General features: G+C 64.9%; 16 protein-coding genes. 8 read left to right on the forward strand and 8 right to left on the reverse strand.

Going from position 1 to position 21,578, the window contains the following annotated elements:
* The first annotated feature begins 26 nt into the window (after positions 1 to 26).
* On the forward strand, positions 27 to 1,166 hold the full coding sequence (locus tag WN72_RS34285; protein ID WP_092216103.1) for an MFS transporter: 1,140 nt from the start codon (positions 27 to 29) through the stop codon (positions 1,164 to 1,166).
* A gap of 6 nt (positions 1,167 to 1,172) precedes the next feature.
* Here WN72_RS34285 and WN72_RS34290 read toward each other — a convergent pair whose 3' ends face one another.
* Positions 1,173 to 2,162: a Bug family tripartite tricarboxylate transporter substrate binding protein gene (locus tag WN72_RS34290; RefSeq protein WP_027564569.1), complete on the reverse strand. Its 990-nt coding sequence runs from the start codon at positions 2,160 to 2,162 to the stop codon at positions 1,173 to 1,175.
* 296 nt (positions 2,163 to 2,458) lie between these two features.
* On the opposite strand from WN72_RS34290, the gene WN72_RS34295 reads away from it, so the two are divergent.
* Entirely contained in the window at positions 2,459 to 5,296 is a 2,838-nt protein-coding gene (locus tag WN72_RS34295; RefSeq protein ID WP_092216104.1) for an ATP-binding protein, read from the forward strand.
* A 7-nt stretch (positions 5,297 to 5,303) separates the two neighbouring features.
* Here the strand turns inward: WN72_RS34295 and WN72_RS34300 are convergent, their stop codons facing one another.
* The gene (locus WN72_RS34300; RefSeq protein WP_092216105.1) at positions 5,304 to 5,930 is read right to left on the reverse strand and encodes a LysR family transcriptional regulator; all 627 of its coding nucleotides are present in this window, start codon (positions 5,928 to 5,930) and stop codon (positions 5,304 to 5,306) included.
* Between the two features lie 129 nt (positions 5,931 to 6,059).
* Here WN72_RS34300 and WN72_RS34305 point away from each other — a divergent pair, with 129 nt between their 5' ends.
* Both WN72_RS34305 and WN72_RS34310 read left to right on the forward strand, forming a co-directional pair.
* On the forward strand, positions 6,060 to 6,452 hold the full coding sequence (locus tag WN72_RS34305) for a RidA family protein (RefSeq protein ID WP_027564572.1): 393 nt from the start codon (positions 6,060 to 6,062) through the stop codon (positions 6,450 to 6,452).
* Positions 6,453 to 6,499: 47 nt separating this feature from the next.
* Positions 6,500 to 7,189, forward strand: a complete 690-nt coding sequence (locus WN72_RS34310) for an L-2-amino-thiazoline-4-carboxylic acid hydrolase (protein WP_027564573.1) — start codon at positions 6,500 to 6,502, stop codon at positions 7,187 to 7,189.
* A 2-nt stretch (positions 7,190 to 7,191) separates the two neighbouring features.
* Here the strand turns inward: WN72_RS34310 and msrA are convergent, their stop codons facing one another.
* The 4 genes from msrA to WN72_RS34330 form a co-directional block, all read right to left on the reverse strand.
* A complete protein-coding gene (msrA, locus tag WN72_RS34315) occupies positions 7,192 to 7,707 on the reverse strand; it encodes a peptide-methionine (S)-S-oxide reductase MsrA (RefSeq protein ID WP_027564574.1) in 516 nt (171 codons plus the stop codon).
* A 132-nt stretch (positions 7,708 to 7,839) separates the two neighbouring features.
* Entirely contained in the window at positions 7,840 to 8,262 is a 423-nt protein-coding gene (locus tag WN72_RS34320; RefSeq protein ID WP_027564575.1) for an OsmC family protein, read from the reverse strand.
* A 167-nt stretch (positions 8,263 to 8,429) separates the two neighbouring features.
* Positions 8,430 to 9,119 (reverse strand): VOC family protein, encoded by a 690-nt coding sequence (locus tag WN72_RS34325; RefSeq protein WP_027564576.1) that lies wholly within the window; start codon positions 9,117 to 9,119, stop codon positions 8,430 to 8,432.
* 51 nt (positions 9,120 to 9,170) lie between these two features.
* Positions 9,171 to 9,839, reverse strand: coding sequence for a sensor histidine kinase (locus WN72_RS34330; RefSeq protein WP_027564577.1), 669 nt, complete (start codon positions 9,837 to 9,839; stop codon positions 9,171 to 9,173).
* Positions 9,840 to 10,159: 320 nt separating this feature from the next.
* On the opposite strand from WN72_RS34330, the gene WN72_RS34335 reads away from it, so the two are divergent.
* From WN72_RS34335 to WN72_RS34350, 4 genes are all read left to right on the forward strand, one after another.
* Entirely contained in the window at positions 10,160 to 12,994 is a 2,835-nt protein-coding gene (locus tag WN72_RS34335; RefSeq protein WP_092216106.1) for an ATP-binding protein, read from the forward strand.
* Between the two features lie 118 nt (positions 12,995 to 13,112).
* Complete coding sequence (locus tag WN72_RS34340; protein ID WP_027564579.1) at positions 13,113 to 13,820, forward strand: hypothetical protein; 708 nt, start codon at positions 13,113 to 13,115, stop codon at positions 13,818 to 13,820.
* Positions 13,821 to 13,895: 75 nt separating this feature from the next.
* Positions 13,896 to 14,948 carry an alpha/beta fold hydrolase gene (locus tag WN72_RS34345; RefSeq protein WP_027564580.1) on the forward strand — a complete coding sequence of 351 codons (1,053 nt, stop codon included), beginning with the start codon at positions 13,896 to 13,898 and terminating at the stop codon, positions 14,946 to 14,948.
* Between the two features lie 394 nt (positions 14,949 to 15,342).
* Positions 15,343 to 16,329 carry a helix-turn-helix domain-containing protein gene (locus tag WN72_RS34350; protein ID WP_092216107.1) on the forward strand — a complete coding sequence of 329 codons (987 nt, stop codon included), beginning with the start codon at positions 15,343 to 15,345 and terminating at the stop codon, positions 16,327 to 16,329.
* Between the two features lie 156 nt (positions 16,330 to 16,485).
* On the opposite strand, the gene WN72_RS34355 is transcribed toward WN72_RS34350, so the two are convergent.
* Together WN72_RS34355 and WN72_RS34360 are read right to left on the reverse strand one after the other, a co-directional pair.
* On the reverse strand, positions 16,486 to 18,873 hold the full coding sequence (locus tag WN72_RS34355; protein WP_143130595.1) for a hypothetical protein: 2,388 nt from the start codon (positions 18,871 to 18,873) through the stop codon (positions 16,486 to 16,488).
* Between the two features lie 363 nt (positions 18,874 to 19,236).
* Positions 19,237 to 21,558, reverse strand: coding sequence for a molybdopterin guanine dinucleotide-containing S/N-oxide reductase (locus WN72_RS34360; protein WP_167380810.1), 2,322 nt, complete (start codon positions 21,556 to 21,558; stop codon positions 19,237 to 19,239).
* Between the last annotated feature and the right edge of the window lie 20 nt (positions 21,559 to 21,578).

Here is a 21,578-nt window from a genome sequence, read left to right on the forward strand (position 1 = left end):
GCCTGGCTTCATCTCCCGGAGTTCCCATGCATTCTGCCGATCGGCCGGCGACCCGTCTTGCGACGCGGCTCGCCTTTCTCGTCGCTGGCTTCGGCATCGCCTGCTGGGCCCCGCTGGTGCCGTTCGCGAAGGCGCGGCTCGCCGTCGACGACGGCGTGCTCGGTCTGCTGCTGCTCAGTCTCGGCATCGGCTCGGTGCTCGCGATGCTGCTGACCGGCGTCATGAGCGCGCGCTACGGCAGCCGGCCGATCATCATCGCGGGAGGCCTCGGCCTTGCGCTGATGCTGCCGCTGCTGGCGGTCGCGAGCGCGCCGGCAACGCTGGCGCTGGCGCTGTTCGCCTTCGGCGCCGCGCTCGGCTCGATCGACGTCGCCATGAACATCCACGCGGTGGAGGTGGAGCGCGACGCGGGCCGGCCGCTGATGTCCGGCTTCCACGCGCTGTTCAGCATCGGCGGCTTTGCCGGATCGGCATTGATGACCGCGCTGCTCTCGCTGCAACTCTCCGCGCTTGCATGTACACTGGTCTGCTCCGCCCTGATGCTGATCGCGATGCTCGTCGCCTGGCCGCGTTTGCTTCGCTCCGTGCAGGTGCAGGAGGGACCGCTGTTCGTGCTGCCGCACGGCTCGGTGCTGCTGCTGGCGCTGCTCGGCGCCATCACCTTCCTGGTTGAAGGTGCAATGCTCGACTGGGGCGCACTGCTCGTGATCGGCGCGGGCCTCGTCTCCGAAACGCAAGGCGGGATCGGCTATATCGTGTTCTCGATCGCGATGACGATGGGGCGACTCGGCGGCGATGTCGTCGTCGCGCGCGTTGGAGACCGCGCGACATTGCTCTGGGGCAGCCTCATTGCGATCGCGGGGTTCGTCGTCCTGCTCACGGCGCCGGTGGCTGCGGTCGCGATCGCCGGCTTCTTGCTGATCGGCCTCGGCGCTTCGAACCTCGTGCCGGTGCTGTTCCGCCGGGCGGCGCGGCAGACGGTGATGCCGACGGGGCTTGCGGTGGCCGCGATCACCACCGCGGGCTATGCCGGCATCCTCATCGGCCCGGCAGGCGTCGGCTTCGTCGCGCGTATCGGGGGATTGCCGCTGGCGTTCTGGCTCTTGGCCGCGCTGATGGGTCTCGTCACGCTGTCGGCGCGCATCGTCACGCGGCCTGCGGCGTGAGCTCCGTCAAAACCTCTCCAGTCCGATCGATTTGATCATGGACGCGAGGCTCGCCGAGGTCGCCTCGACGAGGCGCTGGAATGTGGCCGGGTTGGAGTCGCTGTCCGGCTCCATGCCCTCGGCGCGGTAATTGGCCTGCATCGCCTTGTCGGCCATGGCAAGGCGCGTCGCCTGCGCGATCCGGTCGATGATCGCATCGTCGGTCTGCCGGGGCGCGAACAGGCCGAACCAGCCATCATAGCGCAGGCCCGGCATGCCGGATTCGATGGCGGTCGGAATGTCCGGCGCAACGCTCAGCCGTTTTTCGGTGGCGACCGCAAGCATCCGGATCTTGCCGGCCTCGCTCCACTGCTGCAGTTGCACCGACATCACGGCAATGATGAGGGGGATCTGACCGGCGAGGAGGTCGTTGCTGGCCTGCGCGATGCCCCGATACGGGACATGAACAATGTCCAGCGCACCCGTCTGCAGCTTGAAGGCCTCGCCGACGAGGTGATTTCCACTACCGATGCCGGGCGTCCCGTAGGACAGCTTTCCCGGATTGGCTTTTGCGTAGGCTACCAGTTCGCGCAGGTCTTTGACGGGCAGCGACGGATGGACGGCGAAAACCAGCGCGCTGGTGATGAGGCGGTAGATGGCGCGGAAATCGTCCATTGCATAGGACGGGTTTTGCGCGAGCAGCGGAATGGCCGCCTGCGTGCTGTCGTTTCCGAGCAGCAGCGAGTAGCCGTCGGGCTTCTCGCGCGCGACCGCGGTTGTCCCGATCGCGCCGCCTGCACCCGTGATGTTTTCGATGAAGACGGGTCCGAGCAGCGAGGACATCCTCTCCGCCCAGGGACGCCCGATCTGGTCGCCCGATCCGCCTGCCCCATAGGGAATCACCAGGCGAATGGGACGCGACGGATAGTCGGCGGTTCGTCCACTGCGCGGGATTGCGGCAAGCGCCGCCGCGCCCGGCAATGCATGGACGATCTGTCGCCGCGAGAAGGAAGGCATGTTCGAATCCGGACGTCGGTTGTCACTGTCGAGGCGGGGCCGGCTCCAGAACCCTTCCATCGCAGCAATGATTCACCGCCGTCAATGCTCCCTCCGGATAAGTCGGCAGCGTCATTGCCGTGTCATATTCTGCTAACCCATTCCTTTTCAACCAGGATTCCGCTGCCCCTCTGACCCAAGCGGTGCACGCAGGGCTGCCAGCCCCACCCCACTGCTTTCGGCCAGTTTACTGTACGCCTCGTTCTGATAGAGCAGAAAGTCATACCTTTTGACTCCCGTTGCGGGGGCCATGGCGCGTGCCAGATCGTAGCGAAGACTCGGCCATTTCCTTCGGGCCATTTCGACTGTTTCCGAAGTCCCGGCTCTTGGAAAAAGAGGGCTCGCCTCTGCATGTCGGCGGCCGTGCGCTCGATATTCTCATTTTTCTGGCCGAGCGCCCCGGCGAGGTCGTCGACAAGCGCGAGCTGGTCAAGCGGATCTGGGCCGACGTCAATGTCGACGAGGGCAGCCTGCGCTTCCATGTCGCAGCACTGCGCAAGGCGCTCGGCGATACCGGCAAGTCGGCCCGTTATGTCGTCAACGTGCCCGGCCGCGGCTATTGCTTCGTCGCCTCGTTCGCCCAAGCCACGGCGCCGGCCGCGCCGCCCACCGTCGACATCCTGCCGCCCCGCTCCCTCCCCGCGCCGCTCTCGAAGATGGTGGGACGGGAGGAGATCGTCGAAAAAATATCGAACGGCCTTTCGCTCTATCGCTTCATGACCGTGGTCGGCCCCGGCGGCATCGGCAAGACCGCCGTCGCGGTCACCGTCGGGCATCGCCGCTCGGCGGATTTCGGCGGGCGCGTCTTCTTCGTCGATTTCGGTCCGCTGCGCGATGCCAGCCACGTCGCAACCACCGTCGCCTCCGCGCTTGGCCTCACCATCAGCGCGGAGGATCCGACGCCGGCCCTGCTGACCTTCCTGAAGACCGGCCCCGCTTTGCTGATCTTCGACAGCTGCGAGCATGTGCTGGATACGCTCGCCCCGCTGGTCGAGCGCATCGTTCGCGACGTGCCGCAGCTTCGCGTGCTCGCCACCAGCCGCGAATCGTTCCGGAGCGAAGGCGAGCGCATCTTCCGGCTGTTCCCGCTGGATTGCCCGCCCGAGCGCGAGGGCCTCGGTGTCGACGATGTGCTCGCCTATCCCGCGGCGCAGCTCTTCGTCGAGCGCATCGCGCAGAGCTCGGGTCCGTTCCAGCTCAGCGCGGAAGAGGCGCCGCTTGTCGCCAGCATCTGCCGGCGCCTCGACGGCATTGCGCTCGCAATCGAGCTCGCGGCGGGCCGCGTCAACGCCTACGGCATCGCCGGCACGGCATCGCTGCTCGACAGCCGCTTTTCGCTGCAATGGCGGGGGCGGCGCACAGCCGTGCCGCGACACCAGACTCTCGCCGCAGCGCTCGACTGGAGCTACGACCTGCTGCCTCCCGCCGAGAGCGCCACCTTGCGCCGGCTCTCGGTCTTCGCCGGCCCGTTCGCGCCGGAGGCGGCCGCGGCGGTCGCATCCGGCGACGGCCTCAGCACCTCGGAGACGTTGGAGGCGATTGATAGCCTCGTCACCAAATCGCTGATCTCGCCGTCGGGCTCGCGGATGCTGCGCTATCGCCTGCTCGACACGACGCGCACCTACGCGCAGGGAAAGCTCGCCGAGCTCGGCGAAACCAAGCAGTTCGCGCGGCGCCACGCCGAGCATTTTCGCGATTTCTTCCAGCGCGCCGAAGCCGACTCGTCGACGCCGCTGCCGGAATGGCTCGGCATCTATGGCGCCGAGCTGGACAATGTGCGCGCGGCGCTGGACTGGGCCTTCGCGCCCGACGGCGACGCTGCGCTGGGAATCGCGCTGACCGCAGCCGCGGTCACGATGTGGGTGCGCCTGTCGCTGTTCGCCGAATGCCGCGAGCGCGCCAGAACGGCGCTCACGGCGCTCGGAGATGCCGGCGACGAGCGTGTCCGCATGCAGCTCCTGTCAGCGCTCGGCTGGTCGCTGATGTATGGCGAGGGCCGCGCCCGCGAGGCGCGTCCGATCCTGGAGACGACGCTGGAGCTCGCCGACCGGCTCGACGACAAGGACTTCCGGCTGCGCGCGCTCTGGGGCTTGTGCATCGACCAGTTCAACAACGGGCAGTTCGGCAAGGCCCGCGCCCTGGCCGATCGGTTTGCGAATGCCGCGGCGAACTCGCCCGACAGGACCGATGTGATGCTGGGCGACCGGCTGATGGCCGTGGCGCTGCACTATCTCGGCGAGCAGAACGAGGCACGCGTCTGCATCGACCGGGTGAATGCATCGCTGCATGTGCTGGCGGAGAAGCCAAAAATCTTCCCGCTCGACCTGCGGATATCCACGCAATATTTCCGCGCCCGCATCCTGTGGCTTCAGGGGCTCGCCGATCAGGCCCAGGCGCTCGCCGCCAGGAACATCGAGGAGGGCCGCGCCAACGGCCACGCGCTGACCTTCTGCAGCGTGCTGGGACAAGCCACCTGCCCGATCGCGTTCTGGGCCGGCGATTTCGAGGCCGCGGAGCGCCACGGCGCCGAGCTCGTCGAACACACCGAGCGCCACGCCATCCGGCTGTGGGGGCTGTGGGCGCGGGCCTTCAACGCCGCGGTGATCGCAAGGCGGGGCGATATCGCAACAGGCCTGCCGCTCCTGCGCGAAGAACTCAATCGCGCCGGCGATGCGCGCTTCCTGCCGCGCTTCCTGCCGCTGCTCGGCGAGCTCGCCGCGTGCTTTCTGGAGGCCGACCAGATCGACCGCGGCCTCGACGTGATCGAGGACGTCCTGACCCGCTGCAACGACCGGCAGGAGCTCTGGTATCTGCCGGAGCTGATCCGCATCAAGGGCGAGCTGATGCTGAGGAGCCCGCGGCACGCCGGCGACGCCGAGGCGCGCTTTCGCGAGGCCATGGGCATTGCGGCCCAGCAGGGCGCGCGGTTCTGGGAGCTGCGCTGTGCGACCAGCCTCGCGCGATTCATGATCGGGGCCGGCCGGACCACGGAAGCCCTGCCGGCTCTCGAGCACGCCTGCGCCGCGTTTGCCGAGGGCCTGGAGATCGCCGACATGCGCATCGCGCGCGACCTGATCGCGCAATTGCGGAGCTGACGGCGCCTCAAATTCCGACACCGCCGACCAGTCGAGGGCGGCGGTTTGTGTGCGGGCTCTGCGCGATCACAGCGCGCAGCCACGCGCGGAAGCTGACGATTTCAGGACAATCCGCGGTGCCTTCGGGCGCGATCAGCCAGTCTCCCAGGCCGGATCCCTCATCGACGCGGTCACCGCGATAGCCCGGATGATGACCGAGACCGCGGGCGATCAAGAGGTCGACCTTGCCCTCGACCAGCTCGTGCAGGCCGGCGGGCTGCAGCACGCGCAAGCCGATGTCGGCATGCGCGCTGCGAAACGCCGCCAGATCGAGCCGGCGCAGGTCGAAGCTGGCATGGACGCCCAATTGCAACAACACTGCACCTGACGGCTTCAATTGCGAGGTTGCCTCGGCAATGTGGCGAAAGCCTTCGGACACCCCGGGCAGATAGGCCTGCCCGGCCGCAGTGAGGATCAGCTGCTTATGCAGCCGCTCGAACAGCTGCACGCCGAGGCGTGCCTCCAGCGCTTTCACCTGCTGCCCCACGGCGGCGGGCGTCACATGCAGCTCGTGCGCGGCCAGCTTGAAGCTGAGATGCCGTGCGGCGGCTTCGAAGGCGCGAAGCGCGTTGAGTGGTGGAAGGGCGTAGGTCATCGCACCGCAAGTTTGACACTGATAGGCGCCGGCCTTGCAATAGATTTTCTTGCGCTGAACCGCAGCAATGATGCTTTGCGCCGCGGCGATGTCGCCGGGTACGGTTACGCCGCAATCCGGAGAAACCCTATGCCCCTACCTCATATCGTCAGCCACAATCCCGCAACGGTCTACCCTCCCGCCGGCGGCTACTGCATGGGACTTGAACTGACGCAGCATCGCCGCCTGTTGTTCATCAGCGGCCAGGTGCCCGAGAGATCCGACGGCTCCGTGCCTGAAGGATTCGAGGCGCAATGCGAGCAGGCCTGGCGCAACGTCAAGGAGGTGCTCGCCGCCGCCGGCCTTGGCGTCGAGCATCTGGTCAAGGTCACCACGTTCCTGACTGACCGGGCTCAGCTCGTGACCAACCGCACCATTCGCCGCGCGATGCTCGGCGACCATCAGCCCGCGGTGACGGTCGTGATCGCCCAGACCGTCAACAGCAAATGGCTGCTGGAGATCGAGGCAATCGCGGCGGAATGAAACCGGCTTCGCCGACTTTGCGATGAGCCAAACTTGTCAGGTGTCCAATGGCTGAGACCGTCCATCCCTTTTACGCGCAGCATCGCAACGCCATGGAGGCCGCCATGCGCCATCGCCTCGACCTTGCCGAAGCGATGCTCTGCGAGCGCGCGCATGTCTCCGACATCCACGCGATCAGACGAGAGGTGATGGACGAATTCGAGATCGTGCTCACCCAGATGCCTTATGTGGGCGGCACGGCGAGCCGCATGAGCGACTTCTTCATGCGCCTGATGGGCTTCATGGCGATCAGCCGGGTGCTGCGGCGGCATGGTGTACCGCTGCCCGTGATCGGCGAGATCGAGCGCGAAACCTACAAGGCGCAATTGCTCACCGTCCCCGAAGCGGAACGTCTCGCTTCGGGGCGCCAATTTATGTCGTCAGAGAACCAGGCCTTGCTGCGCGAGCAGGCTGCAAAAAGCACGAACGCAAGCCACCAGGACGCATTTCCGGAAGATTTCGTCTACGATTTCGTCGAGCCCGGCCCGGGTGACAAGTTTGAATTCGGCATCAACTACAAGGCTTGCGGCTTCTGCAAATTTGCCGCTCGCCATGGCGACAAGGACATCCTGCCCAACATTTGCGGGCTTGATTTCGACGCGTATGCGACGCGAGGGATCCGCCTGGAACGGACGCAAACGCTGGCCGGCGGCGCGAGCCACTGCAATTTCCGCTTCTCGCGCCTGCCGTCGGAGTAGATCTAGCCGCCCACGGCAGCCGCGCGCCGCGGCAGCTTCCAGTTGGGCCGGATGAAGTGGCAGGTGTAGCCATCGGGATAACGTTCGAGATAATCCTGATGCTCCGGCTCGGCTTCCCAGAACTCGCGCGCCGGCGCGACCTCGGTGACAACCTTGCCCGGCCACAGGCCCGACGCCTCGACGTCGGCAATGGTGTCCTCGGCGACCCGCTTCTGCTCGTCGCTGGTGTAGAAGATCGCCGAGCGGTAGCTCGTGCCGAGATCGTTGCCCTGACGGTTGAGCGTGGTGGGATCGTGAATCTGGAAGAAGAACTCCAGCATGGTCCGGAAGCTGGTCTTGGCCGGATCGAAGTTGATCTCGATCGCTTCGGCGTGGCCTTCGTGGTTGCGATAGGTGGCGTTCTTGACGTGCCCACCGGTGTAGCCAACTCGGGTCGAGATCACGCCCGGTTGCTTGCGGATCAGATCCTGCATGCCCCAGAAACAGCCTCCGGCCAAAACTGCACGCTCCGTCGTCATCTCTCCGCTCCCGATTGATCGCCCTGCATCTGTCTTATCATATGCATTCGGCTGCCCGTCCGAAAGGCGGGCCGTTCGCCTATGTCCACCCGGTTCCTCAAAACCGGATGGACAAGCGTTGAAGGCCTGCGGCTAGCCCAGCTTGGCGTCCAGCGTGACCGCGGCGTTGAGCACTTTCGACACCGGACAGTTCTTCTCGGCCTCGCCGGCAATCTTGGCAAATCCTGCCTCGTCCAGATTCGGCACCTTGGCCCGCAGGGTGAGCGCCGACTTGCTGATCTTGAAACCCTTGCCTTCCGGCTCCAGCGTGATGGCGGCTTCCGTCGACAGCTCGTCCGGCGTGAAGCCGGCCATCTGCAGTCCGAAGGCCAGCGCCATGGTGAAGCAGCCGGCATGGGCCGCCGCGATCAATTCCTCGGGATTGGTGCCCTTCTCGTTCTCGAAGCGGGTCTTGAACGAATAGGGCGTATCAGTGAGCACGCCGGATTCGCTCGAGAGATGGCCGGTGCCGTCGCGACCAGTGCCCTTCCAGACTGCTTTTGCCTTGCGGATCATCTCGGTTCTCCTTGTTTGTTTTCAAGCACCGGCGCTCCGTACCGGTGGAGGCGACATCGGCGTGACCGCCTGCGGCCGTTCCAACCGGTCGAGCGCCGCAGCGGTTCCGATGCAGAACAAAGCGAGCGGCGTGCCGACCACTTGCGCTTCTTCTTTGCGACGCATGCTCAAGACGGCAGCGGCTGGCCGGCTTGCTCGCGGACGATGTAGTCGGCGTACCAATCCGCCCAGTTCTCGTCATGCCCGCCGGTCCGCTTCTCGTGCTCGCCATGCGCCGCCGCCGCGCGGCGCAATGTTGCCGCGAGCTCGGCCGTCGAGGCGAATGTCGTGCTGCCTCCTTCGATGCGTCCAGGCAGCCGCGACGTCACTTCCTGGAACAACCAGCCATTGCCGTCGGGATCGCTGAACGAGGCGAACGAGCTATAGCTGCCGTGCTTCGGGTCAGCGCCGCTGACCCGAACGCTGCCGAACAGATACGGCTCGTCCAGCCCGGCGTGAACATCGCCGCCGCCGTGGAACGGTGCGCTGACCGCGATGCCGCGGTCGAGCAGATCCTGTCGGGCCGCCTCCAGATCGGCGACGATCAGGTACAGGCCACGCATCGAGCCGGGCGCCGCGGACGTGACGTTCCGGCCGAAGATCACCGAACAGGCCGAACCTGGCGGCGTGAACTGGATCACCCGCCAGTCGTCGCCGGATGTAAAGTCTGCGTCCAATCGCCAGCCGAGACGCGTGTAGAACGCCTTGGCACGATCGACGTCGGACACGGGGATGACGATGACCTCGAGCTTCAGATCGACGCTGCGCGATGTCGAGGGCTTGGAGGCGGCGTCGCGGTTGATATCGAGTGTGGCCATGTGGAACTCCCAGGTGTGAGGTGCAGCGATTGCGAAGAGAGAGATGGTTTTTCAGGCGGCCGCCGGCATCACGATGGTTACCCGCGTGCCGCCCTGTCCCGTCTCGCCATGCAGCCGCGCCTGGACGCTGCGTGCAAGCCCCTCGAGGATGCGGCTGCCGGTGCCCTGAAGCGGACCGGTCGCACCGATGCCGTTGTCGGCGACGGTACAGAGCCAGGCGCCGTCGTGCCGCGCCATGTCGATGCGGATCAACGCACCCTTCTTGTTCGGGAAGGCATGCTTTGCCGCATTCGTCACCAGCTCCGTCAACATCAGCGCGAGCCGATGGCATTGAGACGCCGACAGCGTGCCGCTCGCGATCGCAGCCTCGCAGCGGATGCCCGCAGGCGCCAGCACCGCCTCGGAGAGCGCTCCGCACAAATTCTCGAAGAAGACCCCGATCGAAACCGGCGCGGGATCGTCGTTGTCGGACAGCAGCTGATAAAGCCTGCCGAAGGCGACGATGCGCCGCTCGAACCGGTCCAACGCAACCGAGACGTCCCTTGGCCCTGCCCGCGTGAAATCGCGACGGACTGACGCGCCCAGCAGCGTCAGCGTGTTCTTCATCCGATGGTGGGATTCCCGCAGCACGAGTTCCCAATCGCGCAACTGATCGTCGAGACTGGCTACGAATTCAGGTCGAACAACGTGGTCGTTCGGTCGAGCGCCGATACCGGACATCATAGCCTCCCCGTTTGACGTAGTGCTGAACTCGGAGGCCATACTGGATGCAGTCTGCGCGCATTGCTCGTTAGACGTTGCAAGATTCTGTTATGATCGGCTGCAAACAGAGAGTGGCAGCGAAGCTGTCCTCTGCACGGTCAAGCAGGCTGACGAATCGTCGCAGACCGCGCGGTAAGCCGCTCGCGTTTAAGCAAAATTTGCCACAGATCGGCTGACAGATTGCCGCGCGATTTCGCCACTTTCGGTTAGTTTACTGACGACCTCGTTCTGCTAGACCAAAGCGCAGATGTCAGCTCTTTCACTGGAATCGACGGCCCGTGCCGAACATTAGCGACCAGGATTCGGCTATTGCCTTCGGGCCATTCCGCCTGTTCGCCAAGTCTCGCCTTCTGGAGAAGGACGGCGCGCCGCTTCACCTCGGCGGCCGCGCGCTCGACATCCTGATTTTTCTCGCCGAGCGCGCCGGCGAGGTCGTGGACAAGCGGGAGTTGATCAAGCGCGTCTGGGCCGACGTGAATGTCGACGAGGGCAGTCTGCGCTTCCACATCACGACGCTGCGCAAGGCCTTAGGGGATGCCGGCGAAGGCTCGCGCTATGTCGTCAACGTGCCCGGACGCGGCTATTGCTTCGCGGCTCCGCTGCAGCGGTCCGAAACTCCGGAGCGGCGGCCGAGCCCGGCGGTCCCCGCTCCTCACGCACTTCCCGCGCAGCTTGCGAAGATGATCGGGCGGGACGAGGCGGTGGAGCGGATTTCCGCCGAGCTCGCCCAGCATCGCTTCGTCACCATCGTCGGCCCCGGCGGGATCGGCAAGACTTCGGTCGCGCTCGCCGTGGCGCATGGCGAGCTCCAGGCTTTCGACGGCCGGGTGAGCTTCGTGGATTTCGGCGCGCTGACCGATGCGCGGCTCGTTCCCGGGACGATTGCGGCCGCGCTCGGCCTGACCGTCAATTCCGACGACCCGATGCCTGGCTTGCTGACGTTCCTGCGCAGCCGGCGGATGCTGCTGGTGTTCGACAGCTGCGAACACATCATCGATGAACTGGCGCCCTTGGCCGAGCGCATGATCCGCGAGGCGGGCGAGCTGCATGTTCTTGCCACCAGCCGCGAGTCGTTTCGCACCGAAGGCGAACGCGTTCATCGGCTGTTTCCGCTGGATTGCCCGCCACAGCGCGACGGGCTCGGCATCGCCGACATCCTTGCTTATCCCGCAAGCCAGCTCTTCGTGGAGCGCATCGCCGAGAGCCTGGGTGACTTCGAGCTCAGCGAGGAGGACGCCCCGCTCGTCGCCGATATCTGCCGGCGGCTGGACGGCATCGCGCTCGCGATCGAGCTCGCGGCCGGACGCGTCAACGCCTACGGCATCGCCGGGACCGCCTCGCTGCTCGACAACCGCTTCTCGCTCTTGTGGCGCGGACGGCGCACCGCGATCCCGCGGCACCAGACCCTGAGCGCCGCGCTGGCCTGGAGCTACGATCTGCTGCCGCCGACCGAAAGCGCGGCGCTGCGCGCACTGTCGGTGTTCGTCGGCCCCTTCACGCTGGAGGCTGCGCTGGCCGTCGCATGCAGCCAGGGCATCAGCGAGTCTGAAGCCGCCGAGGCGATCTCGAACCTGCTCTCCAAATCCCTGATCGCGACCTCGCCGGCGGAGCGGCGGCTGCGCTATCGCCTGCTCGACACCACCCGCACCTTCGTCGGCGACAAGCTTGTCGAGAACGGCGAAGCGACCCGCGTCGCGCGTGCCCACGCCGAATATTTCCGCGACTTCCTGCGCGACATCGCGCTCAAGTCCACGGGCATGCAGACGGCAGGCGGCTTCCTTCCCTATGCCGACCACCTGCCCAATGTCCGGGCCGCGCTGACCTGGAGCTTCTCGGATGGCGGCGACCGGACGATCGGCGTGGATCTGGCGGCCTCCGCAGCCCAGTTCTTCCTCGAGCTGACATTGCTGACGGAGTGCTATCGCTGGACCCAGCAGGCGCTCGACACGGGCACGATGGACAACCGCCAGGAGATGACGCTGCAGGCTGCGCTTGGCGTCTCCGTGATGTTCACGCAAGGCAATACCGACGCGGTCCGGGCAGCATTCACGCGCAGCCTCAAGCTGGCACGGGAGCTCGGGGATCTGCATTGGCAGCTCTGGCTGCTGCGCGGCTTGCACATTTACCTGACCAGGGTCGGAGATTTTCACGGCGCGCTCGGGACCGGCGAACAGGGCGAGAGCGTCGCGCGCAAGCTGAACGATCCCGCCGCGACGCTGAACGTCGAATGGATGCTGGGCGTCGCGCATCATCTGATCGGCAACCAAGACAAGGCCGTGCAGTTCTGCCAAAGCGCGATGCTGCACAATCCCGGCTCGCAGCGGCTGAATATCGGCCATCTCGGCTATGACGACCGCATCGTCGCGCTGGTGGCGCTGGCACGCGGGCTGTGGCTCACCGGCCGGCCCGATCGCGCGATCGAGGCGGCCGAATACACCGTGCGCGAGGCCGAGCTGCTCGAACAGCCGCTGACGCTCGGCATCTCCCTGGTCTGGACGATCTACGTGTTTCTCTGGGTTGGTGACTTCGCCAATGCCGAGATCCTGATCGAGCGGCTGATCGACCATTCGGCGCGGCACTTCCTCGGTCCCTATCACGCGGTCGGCATCGGCCAGAAGGGCGAGCTGATGCTGCGCCGCGGCGAGGTTGCTGCGGGAATCGAGCACCTCCGCCGCAGCCAGGCGACGCTGTACGTGACACGGCACCGGATCATGACGACGGTGTTCGCGACCGCGCTCGCCGAGGGTCTCGCCGCGCAAGACCTGTCCGAAGAGGCCTTGCAGACCATCAATGAGGCCATCGGTCAGGTCCCCGATCACGGCGAGTCGTTCGACATGCCGGAGATGCTCAGGGTCAAGGGCGAGATCCTGGCGCGGTCGGGCAATCCGGCAGAGGCCGAGAGCTATCTGCGCAGATCGCTCGATCTGGCGCGGCGGCAATGCGCGCTCGGCTGGGAGCTCCGCGGCGCGATCAGCCTCGGCCGTATCTGGCAGCGGGCCGGAAAAGCAGGCGAAGCACGCGCCCTGCTCGCCCCGCTCGTCGCGCAATATCAAGAGGGTCTTCAGAGCCGCGATCTGGTCGCCGCAAAGGGATTGCTGAACACGCTGAATTGAGAGCGTCTTCAACGAGATACTGCCATCCCAAGCGCTCGCAACTCCTAACAACTTCTAACATGCCAAGCCGCATGCGCCCCGCCATGGTGGTGCCGCTTCACGGCGGACATGACGGGATATGGCGCTTCTTGACGATGCAATCGATGCCTGCGGCGGCATGGCCCACTGGAACAGCCTGGACCGGTTCACGCTCCACCTTTCCGTCGGCGGCACGCTGTTCACCAGCGCTGGGCATGCCAGGGAATTCAAGGACGTGACCGCGGAAGGCTCGACCCGCACGCAATCGGTCCGCTTCACCGGCATCACCGGGGGCGAACATTCCGGCACCTTTCAGCCCGATGCGATCACGATCGAGAGCGTGGACGGCGAGGTGCTGCGGACCTGGCGCAATCCGAGCCTTGCGTTTCCCGAGGTCGGCTCCCCTGCGCTCGCCGACGAGTTGCACCTCGTCTTCTTCTGCGGCGTCGCGATCTGGAACTACCTGACCAATCCGTTCCTGCTCGCCCATCCCGATGTCGTCACCGAAGAGCTTGCGCCATGGCGCGAGAACACCGAGACGTGGCGGCGGCTACGGGCGCAATTCCCCCCGCATTTGATCACGCTCGCGCCCGAGCAGATCTTCTATTTCGACGAGAACGCGCTGCAGCGGCGGACCGATCACGATCTTTTTGGAACGAAGGTCGCGCATTACTCCTGGGCGCATGACAGTTTTGGCGGCATCGTGGTGCCGACGCTTCGACGCGCGCAGGCGCTGCGCCCTGACGGAAGCGTGATCGCAAAGCCCGTACTGATGGACGTCGAGATTTTCGACGCCGTGTTCGAGTAGCGGCGGCGACAGCCGGTACCAACAGCACGGCGAACGGCCGCACGTCCTGCAAGACAAGGACGAGAGGAGATCGACATGTCCGACAAGATCGACCGTGAACGCCGCCAGTTCTTCGCCGGCGCGGCCATGACCTTCGCGGCAGCGCAGCTTTCGCTGACCGCGACGGCCGCCGCGGAGACGGCGAAGCCGGCGAAGTCCGCCGGCGCCATCAAGCCGGGAGCCAACACGAGCTTCGCATCGCTGAAGCAAATCGACGCCGGCCTCCTCAACGTCGGCTATGCCGAAGCGGGGCCGGCCGACGGGCCGCCCGTGATCCTGCTGCACGGCTGGCCTTACGACATCTACGCTTTCGTCGACGTCGCACCGATGCTCGCGGCGGCCGGGCGTCGCGTGATCGTCCCCTATCTGCGCGGCTACGGCAGCACGCGCTTCTTGTCCAACGCGACGATGCGGAACGGCCAGCCGGCGGCGATCGCAACCGACATCGTCGCGCTGATGGACGCACTCAAGATCGAAAAGGCCACGCTTGCCGGCTTCGATTGGGGCGCGCGGACCGCCAACATCGTCGCGGCGCTCTGGCCGGAGCGCGTCAAGGCGATGGTCTCGGTCAGCGGCTATCTGATCGGCAGCCAGCAGGCCGGCAAGATGCCGCTGCCGCCGAAGGCGGAGCTGCAATGGTGGTATCAGTTCTATTTCGCGACCGAGCGCGGCCGCGAAGGCTATGACAAGTACCGGCGCGACTTCTCGAAGCTGATCTGGCAGCTCGCTTCGCCGCAATGGCATTTCGACGATGCCACCTTCGAGCGCAGCGCCAAGGCCTTCGACAATCCGGATCACGTCGCGATCGTCATCCACAATTACCGCTGGCGGCTCGGCCTCGCCGAGGGCGAGGCGAAATACGACGCCTACGAGGCGCAGCTGGCGCAGGCGCCCGTGATCACCGTGCCCACCATCACCATGGAGGGAGACGCCAACGGCGCGCCGCATCCGGAGCCGTCGGCCTATGCCAAGAAGTTCTCGGGGCACTATTCGCACCGGACCATCAAGGGCGGCATCGGCCACAACCTCCCGCAGGAGGCACCGAAGGCCTTTGCCGACGCTATCCTGGACGTGGCGGCCGCAAGTTAGCCATGACGCCCGCGAGGTCCGCAGCAACGGGAGACGAAGCATGCGCAGGTTGCTTGCCGCGACGGCTCTCCTCGTCGTTGTCCTTCTCGTGCTCATCCAGTTTGGTCCGGCATGGCTGTTCGGTTAGGCCGTGCCGGGCCGCATCGATCGCCGCGCGACTATCGCTGCGCTGTCCCATGACGAGGCATCCACGCAATTGTCTGAAAAACTGAGCGCAATCAGAGCTACTGCGGCGGGCTGTCGCACCCAGTGAGCACGCACAAAAACTAACACATCCTAATCACCCCTAACGGGCTTCCTGGCCAAGTCGCGCCTATTCTCCCAGCATGAAAAGGAATGGGTTTGCGCGCTCGCCCGTCGTTGCAAGAGCGGCAGAGCCAGGAGAGGACCAACGATGTCGATCAATTTGCACGCGGCGCACGGCTCGATTGATTTTCCGATCCGCTCGCGGGATCACGAGATGTCCCGAGCCACAGAGGCTATCGCCCGGGAAAGCCAATGGCGTCAGGTCGTCCGCAGTCCGCAGGCCGACATCGCGGACATCACGATCTCGCGATGGGAAGAGGCGCGAAGCACCTCCTCGCATCAGGCGACGACGCCCGAGGATTGCTATTTCGTCGCCATCGCCCTCAAGTCCACACGCGCGAAATTGACCCGGGACCGCCAGGTCGTTTTCGACGGCACCATGCCCGAGGGCACGCTGTATGTCACCGCGCCATCAAAACCCCTCGCCGTGCAATTCCAGTCGCCGTGCGCCTTCCTGCACTTCCACATCTCCGCGGACCATTTTCCGGCGCAACTCGCCGCGGCCGAGGGACTGAACGATCTGGTGCTGCTGCGCGACCCGCTCGCAGCCGAGCTTGCCAAGGCGCTGATCGAACGTGGCGATGCCGCCGACCACCAATTCACCTTCTGCATCGGCCAGACCCTCGCGATGCATCTGACCCGGCTGGAATTGCCGCGCGCGCGGGTCAATGCCTTGCCGAAATGGCGGTTGCGTCGGGTCGAGCAATACATCGCCGATCATTTCGACCGCTGCATCAGCCTGTCCGAGCTCGCCAATGTCGCCGGCCTGTCCAGGATGCACTTTGCGGCACAATTCCGCGCCGCGACCGGCTATCGTCCTCGCGAATATCTGCTCAAATACCGGATCGAGCACGCGAAGACGCTGCTCGCGACGACCGGACGGCCGCTGGCCGAGATCGCACTCGCCGTGGGCTTCAGCACGCAGGCGCATTTCTCGACCGTGTTCAAGCGCATCAGCGGCCAGTCTCCGGCACGCTGGCGCCTTGCGAGCAAGAACCAGCGCTTCGAGGTCGAAGCGCTGCCGCGACGCCGTCCTTCGGCCGATGGGGATTGGATCACGAGCGCCGCCGCGTAGCACTTGCGCCGGCTCGCACCCTCCTCCTCCCGGGTCCCCGCGAGCCTCTCGGGGCCGTCCCTGCGCCCACACAGGACGGCCCCATTCTCTTCCCGTCGGGAACCGCTCATGCGCGCCGGTGCGGCGCACCGCTTGGCCGATATTCCAGCCTGCGAGCTATTTCGAAGGCTGCCTTGGGATCTCTGAATTTTCACGAACCGCCCGGACAACGTCCGCAAATTGCCGCGCGTTCGGAGCAAACAGCTTAAGGCCCTGTCGCTGCAGATCGGAGACGGAGCTCGTGTCCAGGTACTTCTTGAACAGATGCACGTCCAGAACGAACTCAGGAATGGAACCGAGCAAAGTCATGATGTTTGAGGCAATAGGCGGCAGGTTCAGCATACAACATAGCGACGGATCAGCACGGCCGCCGCTCCGCGCCTCAATCTGAGCCCGCATACGAGCCGACAGCGTCCATGACAAAGGCGCCTGAAATTCATGATCGAAGAGTTGATAGCCGTGCACGAACTTGAATCCGGCAGCCAACGCATCGGCCTGGCGGAGACTGCGCGCGGTCCTCACGGCTTCGAATGTCGTGATCGGCGCGACGAGCTCTGATTGGGCACCTCGCTGCCCCTCCAATTGCAATGCTGCATTCGAATGCCCGAACGAAATCAGATGAAGTTCGAGATTTGACACGAGGGTCTTGGTATCCTCGGCAGCCTGCAACTGCTTGATGATCTCGATAGCGGTCGCGATGCCGCTGTTGTCCCAGAAACCGCCGTCGATCAATTGAAGCCCGGTGGTCTCCCGCAATGTCGCGTCCGCGGCTACGATCTTCTTGTCTGCGTACAACACGCCGGGCGGCGTTACATAGGGAAAGCGCGCGCTCAGTATTGCTGCCGTCAGAAGCGACAATTGAAGATTGGGGCGATATTCGAGAATGTTGAAATAGGCCGGCCGCGAATACTCGCTCGAACGAATCCCAGCGGTGACCATGCGCTGAACAAGCCTCAGCCGCTCAGGATCTTTCTCGGTTTGTTGTGTGAGCCGGCCCCAAACGAGGGCGAACAGGTCGGAGAACGCAACTGCGGTACGCTTGTCTGTCATATATAGCTGCGAAATCAGGGTCGACCTTCCATAGTTCGCGCTGGTCGTATTCAAGAACAGCGCTGGAGTGACACCTGCGGCAGACCATGACGAATAGAACTGTGTCGAGCTGCCGTCTCCGTTCGAGCCCGTTACGGCGTTGATCGCGTTCTTGACGGCTAGCTCGAGCGTGTTTGCCCGGTCCGGAGCAAGATGCAGTTGCGGAATGGCGAGCGTTGGCACATCGAAGAAAAGTCCGCTCGCGACGACCGGGGTCACCAAATCGTACTCAAAGAACTCGCGGACGGATTTCTCCAGCTTGCCGTCATTGACCGGAACAGCGGAGCACCCGTCCCCGAGCGGTTCAGATCGACGCAACAGTTCGCTGAAGATGCTCGCGCCCAGACTTCCACCGGAGACGCCGCTGATCGCGAAGACGTGGTCCTTGAGTTTCGGGCAACTGTCATAGAGGCGGGCAAGGGAGAGTGCCGTGTGATAGGCGGCGTACTGACCGCCTCCCTGCGCTGCTACGATGAAGATCGGATATTTCCGTCCTTGCTCACCCGATCCTGCCGAAACATGACGCTGCTCCAGCCAGCTGCGGAAAGCAGGAACAAGGCTTGGCACCTGGCGATTCTGAACGGTGCTTTCGATCGCTGCGGGCGTTTCCGGCTTTGCGTCGCCGATGTCAACGACGCTGTAGGGAAATTCAGGCGATGAACCGCCAATGAATTGGCTCAGCAGAACTATCACAAGGAGCCAAGCAGTGGCCCCATAAACGATGCCGTTCAACCAAATGAGGGCCTCACCGAGCAGCAACAGACATACGAGAAACAGCAGGATGATTCCGACGCCACCGATGAAGAAGGTTGCACCGATCACGTCGTACCAAAGCCAAAAATAAAGCGCGAGCGCGCAGCCGCCGGCCAACACCAGAATGGCCAGCGTTTTCCCGACGGACGCAACACGCTGCTCTTGATTTATCGGAATTGAGGCCATGATCGCCTGAATCACGGTGGTAATGATGACAACGGAGGCAGCCAGCCAGATCACCCATGACCCGCCGGCGGCTTGGCCCGCGGCATCGATCAGCAAATAGCTGAGAGCAACGGCCGGCATGACGAGAATGATCAACCGCGCCAATCGTTCGATGACCGATGGTGCCGGAGAGAGCGCGGTGCCCTTTGCACGCGAAATGACTCTGCGAAATAGCAGAATGGCGAAGATCAGATACAACCCGATGCAGAGCAGGAATTGAGCGATCAATCGCCAGCCGAAATTGTCGTGCGCAAACTCCGCCGTGTACAGGAAGTAGTCCGAGAGCGGGGAGAATTTGACAAGATGGTAGCTGAAGTAAGCCGCCAGGCAAACCAAGCAGACGACAAACGGAAAGCTTCCTCGTGGCGGGGCCGCAGCTGCTGGAATCGACATGTTCAAAATCTTTATTTGTAATACGGAAAAAGTCTTCGTTCGCATCAGCGCCTGCGCGCAATTCGCAGGAAGCAACGTGGAAGCGTATCAACGGGGCGCCTAATAAAAAGGGGGCGCAGTTAGCCAGTATATTCCTGTTCGATCGTACAATCCAGAGGTGTAGGGGCGCGTCCTGGACGCTGGGCGTGCAGACAGGTTTCGTGGGACCACGACCGATGCGTTTTGAAGATGCACTGGGGCGAAATCGCTACAAGCCGCGTCCTTGCAGGTACTTGCGTCGGCCCCAGTCATTTGCGCTATCGTTTTTGATGCAGCGCATCAGCGGCCGTTCAGCAGGGCGCCCGGCAGAGTCATGCGTAGCCGGCAACGGCGCCCTTCCGCAAACAGGAAGGCGAAGGCGCCTTCCCCCTACACCGGATCGAACGCCCGGATCGGCGGCAGATTGCCGGTGAACTTCTCCACCTCCACCGTCGTCAGCTGCCCCGTGCAGCCTTGCGCGAACGACGACGTGCCGATGTCGCGGGTGAGCACGTTCGGATTGCCGTGCACGCAGAGCGGCGCCTCGTCCTCGGGATCCATCGGATCGTACCAGGCGCCGGTCGGAAGCTGCACGACACCGGCCGCGATGCCGTCGGTGACGTGGACGGCGGCAAGGCACGCGCCGCGTTCGTTGAACAGGCGGATGATGTCGCCATCCTTGATGCCGCGGGCATTTGCATCAACCGGGTTCATGCGCGCGACCTCGCGGCCGCGATGCTTTGCGCCAAGCGAATGGCCGCCGAAATCGAGCTGGCTGTGCAGGCGGGTCACCGGCTGGTTGGCAACGAGGAAGCACGGCGCGCCCGGTCTCGGCATGTCGGTCTTTTTCAGCCAGACCGGATGGCCGGGGCAATCCGCATCGCCATGGCCGGCGATCTTTTGCGAAAAGACCTCGATGCGGCCGCTCGGCGTCGGCAGCGCATGATTCACGGGATCCTCGCGGAAGCGGCGCAGCCGGCCGCCATCGTCGGGCTGCTGCGGCACGACCAGGCTGCCGCGCTGCCAGAATGTTTCGAAGCTGGGGGCCTCAAGACCGCGCTTGGCCAGCGAGGCGCGGGTCGGCTCGTAGAGATGCTCCAGCCATTGCCGCGATGTGCGGCCCTCGGTGAAGGGTTCGCGGGCGCCGAGACGCTCGGCGAGATCGGCAAATATCTCGTAATCGTCCCGTGCAAGGCCGAACGGCTCGGCGATGCGGTGCATCGCGACCATGAGGGGATCGTTGGTGGAATAGCCGATGTCCTCGCGCTCGAGTGTCATCGTGCTCGGCAGCACGATGTCGGCGTGACGCGCCGTCGCAGTCCAGGCGAGCTCGTGCACCACGAAGGTATCGAGCTGCGCAAACGCCTTGCGCAGGCGGTTGATGTCCTGGTGGTGATGGAAGGGATTGCCGCCGGCCCAGTAGACGAGGCGAATGTCCGGATAGGTCCGCGTCTCGCCATTGTAGCGATAGGTGGTGCCGGGATTGAGCAGCATGTCGGCGATGCGCGCCACTGGAATGAAATCGGCAACGCCGTTGCGGCCCTGCCCCAGCGTCGGCCCCGGCACGTCGTTGACGCGGCGGCCGTAATAGCCGATCGCGCCGAGCGAATAGGCGTAGCCGCCGCCGGGGAGTCCGATCTGGCCGAGGGCTGCCGCCAGCACCATGCCCATCCACACCGGCTGCTCGCCATGCTCGGCGCGCTGGAGCGAATGCGAGACGGTGATCAGCGCGCGCTTGCCGGCAGCGCGGCGCGCAAGCGAGCGGATGGCGTCGGCGTCGACGCCTGAGATCGATGCGGCCCAGTCGGCGTGCTTGGGCTGCCCGTCGCTCTCGCCAAGGAGATAGCGCAAGAAAACCGGCCAGCCTTCGGTATAGCGATCGAGGAAGGCCTGGTCGTGCAGGTTTTCCGCGACCAGCGTGTGGACGATGCCGAGCATCAGGGCGGTGTCGGTGCCGGGCACGCAGGTCATCCACTCCGCGCCCGCCTCGACGGGAAGATCGTCGCGCAGCGGGCTCACCAGAATGAACTCGCAGCCGCGCCGACGCGCAGCTTCCATCGCGCCGCGCTCGACATGCTTGCTGATCGAGCCGCCGGCCACCATGGAGTTTTTCAGCGCCATGCCGCCGAAAGCGAGCACGATGTCGGTCTCGGCAGCGATCTGCTCCCAAGTGACGTTGCGCTTGGTGATGTCCTCGTAGCCCGCGAGGATCTGCGGTAGCAGCACCGAGGACGCACCCGACGAGTAGGTGTTCACCGAGCGCACATAGCCGCCCATGGCGATGTTGAGGAAGCGGTGCACCTGGCTCTGGGCATGATGGAAGCGGCCCGCGCTCGACCAGCCATAGGAGCCGCCGAACACGGCGCCGGGACCGCGCGTGTCGCGGATGCGGCCGAGCTCGTCGCCGAGCAGATCGAGCGCCTTCTCCCAGCTCACCGAGACGAACTCGTCGCGGCCGCGGCGATCGTCCGGACCTGGACCCCGCTCGAGCCAGCCGCGGCGGATCGCCGGCTGGGCGATGCGCGCCTGGTGGCGCAGCGCGCCGGGGAAATTTTCGATGATGCCGTTCGGATCAGGATCGCCCGCATAGGCCCTGACCTCGAGCCCGGCTTCGCCGTGACGCGCGGAAAACACGCCCCAATGCGAGGTGTGCGGCTTGAAGCCGTCCGACAGGTCGAGGCCCGGGTCGGGGAAGCCAATCGTATCGTCCATCGCGAGATCCTTGTTCCGGT

The sequence above is a fragment of the Bradyrhizobium arachidis genome, assembly GCF_015291705.1.
GTDB classification, from domain to species: domain Bacteria; phylum Pseudomonadota; class Alphaproteobacteria; order Rhizobiales; family Xanthobacteraceae; genus Bradyrhizobium; species Bradyrhizobium arachidis.